Annotated in this window: 4 protein-coding genes and 2 pseudogenes; 1 reads left to right on the top strand and 5 read right to left on the bottom strand. The window is 76.3% G+C overall.

Annotation, left to right across the window (positions count from 1 at the left end; all coding sequences use genetic code 11):
- A pseudogene (locus ABEB16_RS19320) lies at nt 1–157 on the bottom strand (sulfurtransferase); the annotation flags it as partial.
- 151 nt (nt 158–308) lie between these two features.
- Between ABEB16_RS19320 and zapE the strand changes: the two are divergent.
- Nucleotides 309–1,445 (top strand): cell division protein ZapE, encoded by a 1,137-nt coding sequence (gene zapE / locus ABEB16_RS19315; protein WP_425560259.1) that lies wholly within the window; start codon nt 309–311, stop codon nt 1,443–1,445.
- A 48-nt stretch (nt 1,446–1,493) separates the two neighbouring features.
- On the opposite strand, the gene ABEB16_RS19310 is transcribed toward zapE, so the two are convergent.
- The 4 genes and pseudogenes from ABEB16_RS19310 to ABEB16_RS19295 form a co-directional block, all read right to left on the bottom strand.
- On the bottom strand, nt 1,494–2,603 hold the full coding sequence (locus ABEB16_RS19310) for a HoxN/HupN/NixA family nickel/cobalt transporter (protein WP_345713832.1): 1,110 nt from the start codon (nt 2,601–2,603) through the stop codon (nt 1,494–1,496).
- A gap of 96 nt (nt 2,604–2,699) precedes the next feature.
- Entirely contained in the window at nt 2,700–3,395 is a 696-nt protein-coding gene (locus ABEB16_RS19305; protein ID WP_345713831.1) for an NUDIX hydrolase, read from the bottom strand.
- The gene (gene treZ / locus ABEB16_RS19300) at nt 3,392–5,182 is read right to left on the bottom strand and encodes a malto-oligosyltrehalose trehalohydrolase (RefSeq protein ID WP_345713830.1); all 1,791 of its coding nucleotides are present in this window, start codon (nt 5,180–5,182) and stop codon (nt 3,392–3,394) included. Before treZ ends, ABEB16_RS19305 begins: the two co-directional genes overlap by 4 nt.
- 5 nt (nt 5,183–5,187) lie before the next feature.
- Nucleotides 5,188–5,410: pseudogene (locus ABEB16_RS19295) on the bottom strand (hypothetical protein); the annotation flags it as partial.

The following is a 5,410-nucleotide window of genomic DNA, read 5'->3' as shown; positions in this document are numbered from 1 at the left end:
GGATGTGGCCGGTGTCGTAGAGCAGCACGTCCTCGTCGCTCTCCACGACGACGAGGCCGGCCTGCCCGAGGCGCTCGGCCAGCCACGCGGTGGTGACGAGCCGCTCGGGGTGGGCGTACTCGGCGAGCTTGGCATCGGGGTCGTGCGGCAGGGCCACGGCTGTCCTCCCGGGTCGTCGTGAACGGGTCGTGCGCGGGGGCGCCCGCGCTCCCGACCAGCGGCAACGCCGGTGGTGGCGGTGGCGTTCCCGTGCGGGCGAGTGTCCCACAGCGCGGACGCACGTCCCACGATCCGGACGACCGTCCCGGATGCCGGACCGGGCGGACGCCGGCCCGGACCTGTCGGCCGGTGCCGCGGGCGCGCTCACTACGCTCGTGCGGGTGACCGCCGCCGACCCCGCCGTGGCCCGGCTCGCCGACCGCGACCCGCGGGTGCCCCCGGAGCAGCTCGTCGCCGAGCTGGTGCCGCCGCCCCGCTTCAGCGCCGTGCGCTTCGACGGCTACGTCCCCGACCCGGCCCAGCCCACCCAGGCGCAGGCCGTGGAGGGCCTCAGCGCCTTCGGGCGCGGCGTCCTGGCGGCCCGCGGCGGGGCCGGGGGCGGGGGGCTGCTCGGCAGGCTGCTGGGCCGCCGCGGCGAGGTGCAGTCCCCGGGGCGCTACCTCGACGGCGGCTTCGGCGTCGGCAAGACGCACCTGCTGTCCTCGCTGTTCCACCAGGTCGCCACCGAGGGCGGGCGCCCGGCGGCGTACGGCACGTTCGTGGAGTACACCAACCTCGTCGGCGCCCTCGGCTTCCGCCCCGCGGTGCAGGCCCTGGCGGGCAACGCGCTGGTGTGCATCGACGAGTTCGAGCTGGACGACCCCGGCGACACGGTCCTGATGTCGCGGCTGATGCGCGAGCTGGTGGACGCCGGGGTGCGGCTGGCCGCGACGTCCAACACCCTGCCCGACGCCCTGGGCGAGGGCCGCTTCGCCGCGCAGGACTTCCAGCGCGAGATCCAGGCGCTGGCCTCGCAGTTCGACGTGCTGCGCGTCGACGGGGAGGACTACCGCCACCGCGGTCTGCCCGCCGCGCCGGCGCCGCTGGACGACCGCGCCGTCACCGCGGCGGCCGCGGCCGGGCCGGGAGCCACCCTCGACGACTTCGGGGAGCTGCTGGCCCACCTGGCGCGGGTCCACCCGAGCCGCTACGGCGCGATGGTCACCGACGTGGCCGCCGTCTGCCTGCGGGGGGTCTCCACGGTGGCCGACGACGTGGTGGGGCTGCGCCTGGTGGTGCTCGCCGACCGCCTCTACGACCGCGACATCCCCGTCGTGGCCTCCGGGGTCCCCTTCGACCGGGTGTTCACCGAGCGGCTGCTCACCGGCGGCTACCGCAAGAAGTACCTGCGCGCGGTGTCGCGGTTGTCGGCGCTGGCCCGCGACGGCGCCGCCCGGGCGGGCTGAGCACCCACGCGGGCGGTGCGGGCGGTGCGTCGGGGGCGGGCGGTGCCGTCAGGTGCGGGCCGCCCCCGGGGTGCGCCGGCGCCACCACAGCAGCGCCGCGCCCCACAGCAGGACGGAGACCACCACGAGGGCGATGCCCACCCACGAGGTGTCGAGGCCGCTGATCCACGTGGTGGGGCCGTCGGCCAGGCCCAGCTCCTCGTGGGCGACGCCGACGAGCTGGACGGTGCCGATGCCGAGGGCCACGGCCACGGACAACCCGGTGACGGCGGCGTTGTAGGTGAGCTTGCGCAGCGGCTCGGCGAAGGCCCAGTCGTAGGCGACGTTCATGAACGCCCCGTCGAGGGTGTCGAACAGGCTCATGCCGGCGGCGAACAGCACCGGCAGCACGAGGACGGCGTACCAGGGCAGCGTCACCGCCGCGGTGCCGGCCAGGACGAGCAGGGCCACCTCGGTGGCGGTGTCGAACCCGAGGCCCATCAGCAGGCCGACGGGGTAGACCTGGCGGGGCGAGCGGATGCTGCGGGTGGCGCGGCGCAGCAGCCTCGCCAGCGCGCCGGGCACCTCCAGGGAGGCCGCGGCCTCCTCGGTGCCGATCCGGCCGCTGACCACGCCGCGGCGCAGCCGCAGCACGGCGACGAGGGCGGCGAGGTTGACCAGCCCGATGACCCAGAGGAACACCCCCGCCGCGGTCGTGCCGACGACGCCGAGGGCGTGGTTGGCGCTCGTGCCGTCGGTGACGAGGGTGGAGGCGAACCTCGCCCCGGCCGCGACGACGACGGCCATGGCGAAGACGACGCTGGAGTGGCCCAGGGAGAACCAGAACCCCACCGACAGCGGTCGCTGGCCGTCCGCGGTGAGCTTGCGGGTGGTGCCGTCGATGATCGCGATGTGGTCTGCGTCGAAGGCGTGGCGCACCCCGAAGGCGTAGGCGGTCAGCGCCAGGCCGAAGCCGAACACCTGCCCGCCGACGGTGTGGTGCTGCGGGGCCAGCAGGGCCACCCCGCCCCAGCCGACGACGTGCAGGCCGCCGACGACGGCGAGCAGGCGGGCCAGGACCCGGGTGTCCCGGCGGCTCCAGCGGGCGCCGGCGCCGAGCGCAGGGGCGGTGGCGCCGCCGCGGGCGACGCCCGTGGCGGCGGGGTCGGATGGGGTCACAGCGGCCTCCGTGCGCGTCCACCGGCCCGGCCGGGCCGCCTTCCTGCGAGGAGTTCGCAGGAAGGCGGCGACTCTAGCGCGCGCAGGACCTCCCGATCAGTCCCACTCGGTGGGCAGCGACCGGTCGCGGTGGTGGGCCAGCAGGACCTCCAGCTCGCTGGGCAGCACCCGCCCCAGCGACAGCGGCGGCAGCTCGTCGATGCCGAACCAACCCACGTCGAGGGTCTCCAGCGTCTGCGGGGCCCGCGGCTCCCCGGTGCGCTCGCAGAGGAAGAACAGCTTGTGCACCGCCACCGGCAGCGGCGGGGTGTGCCCGCGGGCGTCGCGGTCCCACACCGCGACGAGCTTCACCGCCCGCACCGGGTGGCCGGTCTCCTCCAGCACCTCCCGCTCGGCCGCCTGCCCGGGCCGGTCGCCCGGGTCGGCCCAGCCGCCCGGCAGCGACCAGCGCCCGTCGCTGCGCTCGCGCATCAGCAGGAACCGCTCCCGCTCGTCGAGCACGGCCGCGCGCACGTCCACCTTGGGGGTGGCGTAGCCGGAGTCCCGGCCCAGCTCCACCAGCAGCTCGTCGCGGTCGGCGCCGGACTGCGCGGCGAGGACCTCCGCGGCGAGCTGGCGCATGAGGGTGTAGCGGGAGGTGTCGTAGTCCTTGGCCGGGTCGTCGGCGGTGAAGGCGAGCCCGGACTGCGCCAGGCCCGCCAGCAGCACCGCCGCGCGCCGGATGCGCTCGCCCGGCGGCAGGTCCGCCGCGGCGAGCGCGTCCACCTGGTCCGGTTCCGGTGCGCCGCTCACGCCAGCTCGACGATCGCGGCGCCCGTCCCGCCCAGGCGCACGCCCTGCGCCGTGAGCTCCGCGCCGCCCGGGCCCGCGTCCGTGCCGGCGAGCACCACCCGCGCGGCCGGCGCGTCCAGCAGCACCTCCCGCTCCGGGCCGAGGTTCACCACGACGCGGAAGCGCCCGCGGCGCACCACGAGCCAGCCCTCGTCGCCCTCGCCGGAACCGGCGCCGGTGTCGACGGCGACCGCCGACAGGTCGCCGTCGCGCAGGTCCGGCTCGGTGCGGCGCAGCGCGATGAGCGCGCGGTACCAGCTCAGCGCGGCCGCGTGCGGACCCCGCTCCAGCTCCTCCCAGCGCAGCACCGAGCGCTCCCTGGTCGCCGGGTCCTGCGGGTCCGGCACGTCCTCGGCGTTCCAGCCGTGCTGGCCGAACTCCCCGCGACGCCCCTCGCTCACCGCCTTCCCCAGCTCCGGGTCGGGGAAGTCGGTGAAGAACTGCCAGGGCGTCGAGGCGTTCCACTCCTCGCCCATGAACACCATCGGCGTGAACGGGCCCGTCAGGTACAGCGCCGCCCCGGCGGCGAGCCGCCCGGGGGACAGCAGGGCGCCGATGCGGTCGCCCACCGCGCGGTTGCCGACCTGGTCGTGCGTCTGCAGGTACCCGAGGAACCGGTGGCCGCTGACGCTCCCGCGGTCCACCCGCTCGCCCCACTCCTCACCGCGGAACGTGGAGAACCGCCCCGCGTGCCAGAACGCCTCCGTCAGCGTGGTGGCCAGCACCTCCAGCGACCCGAAGTCGCCGTAGTAGCCCTGCCGCTCCCCGGTGAGGGTGGCGTGCAGCGCGTGGTGGACGTCGTCGTCCCACTGCGCCGTCATCCCCAGCCCGCCCGCACCGGTGGCCGTCACCATCACGGGGTCGTTGAGGTCGCTCTCGGCCACCAGCGACAGCGGCCGGCCCAGCTGTGCCGCCAGCGCCGCGGTCTCGTCGGCGAGCTGCGCGAGCACGTGGACCTCGGAGTCGTCGACGAGGGCGTGCACGGCGTCCAGCCGCAGCGCGTCGACGTGGAACTCGCGGAACCAGCGCAGCGCGTTGTCCACGATCCAGCGGCGCACCTCCTGCGAGCCGTCGTCGTCGAGGTTGACCGCCTGCCCCCACGGGGTGTCGTGCTTGTCGGTGAAGTAGGGCCCGAACCGCGACAGGTAGTTCCCGCTGGGCCCCATGTGGTTGTAGACGCAGTCCAGCGCCACGGCCAGGCCTCGGGCGTGGCAGGCGTCGACGAAGCGCGCGAAGGCGTGCGGCCCGCCGTAGGGCTGGTGCACCGCGTAGGGGGCGACCCCGTCGTAGCCCCAGCCCCAGCGCCCGTCGAAGGCCGAGACGGGCAGGACCTCCACGACGTCCACCCCGAGGTCGACGAGGTGCCCCAGGCGGCCGATCGCGGCGTCGAAGGTGCCTTCGGGCGTGAAGGTGCCCACGTGCATCTCGTAGAACACCGCCCCGCGCGCGTCGCGGCCGGACCAGCCGGCGTCCGTCCACGCGAACGCCGACGTGTCGAGCACCGCGCTGGCCGCGTGCACGCCGTCCGGCTGCCACGGCGTGCGCGGATCGGGGGTCGGGTCGCCGCCGTCGACGGAGAACGCGTAGCGCGCACCCTCCACCTGCGCCGCGGCCGCGTCCGGCGGCGGGCTCCACCACCCCGGGCGGGGATCGTCGGTGCGCTGCAGCGGGATCGTCCGCACGTCGTCTCCGGTCCCCAGCACCAGGTCCACGCGCCCGGCGCCGGGCGCCCACACTCCGAAAGCCATGCCCGTCACCCTGTCGGAGACGGCTGGCGCCCGCGAGCCGGACCGGTCCCCGCCGGGTCCGCACCCCCGGCCCCGGCCGGCAGCAGCGCCAGCGCGGGGCCCGGTCGCGGTGGGCGGGTCGCGTACCGCAGCCGGGAACCGGAGTAGCGCACCCCGCCGCGCGCCCGCGCCCCCAGGGCCAGCCACACGCAGACGGCGCGCTCGGCCAGCCACAGCGGTGCCCAGCAC

The sequence above is a fragment of the Kineococcus glutinatus genome (assembly GCF_039542765.1).
Lineage (GTDB): Bacteria > Actinomycetota > Actinomycetes > Actinomycetales > Kineococcaceae > Kineococcus_A > Kineococcus_A glutinatus.
Note: the sequence above shows the minus strand (reverse complement) of the source record. Positions and strands in the feature narration are given on the sequence as shown.

Excerpts from the sequence above, each read along its gene's own strand:
- treZ (WP_345713830.1), bottom strand. The coding sequence starts at position 5,182 with ATGGCTTTCGGAGTGTGGGCGCCCGGCGCCGGGCGCGTGGACCTGGTG.
- zapE (WP_425560259.1), top strand. The coding sequence starts at position 309 with ATGCCGGACCGGGCGGACGCCGGCCCGGACCTGTCGGCCGGTGCCGCG.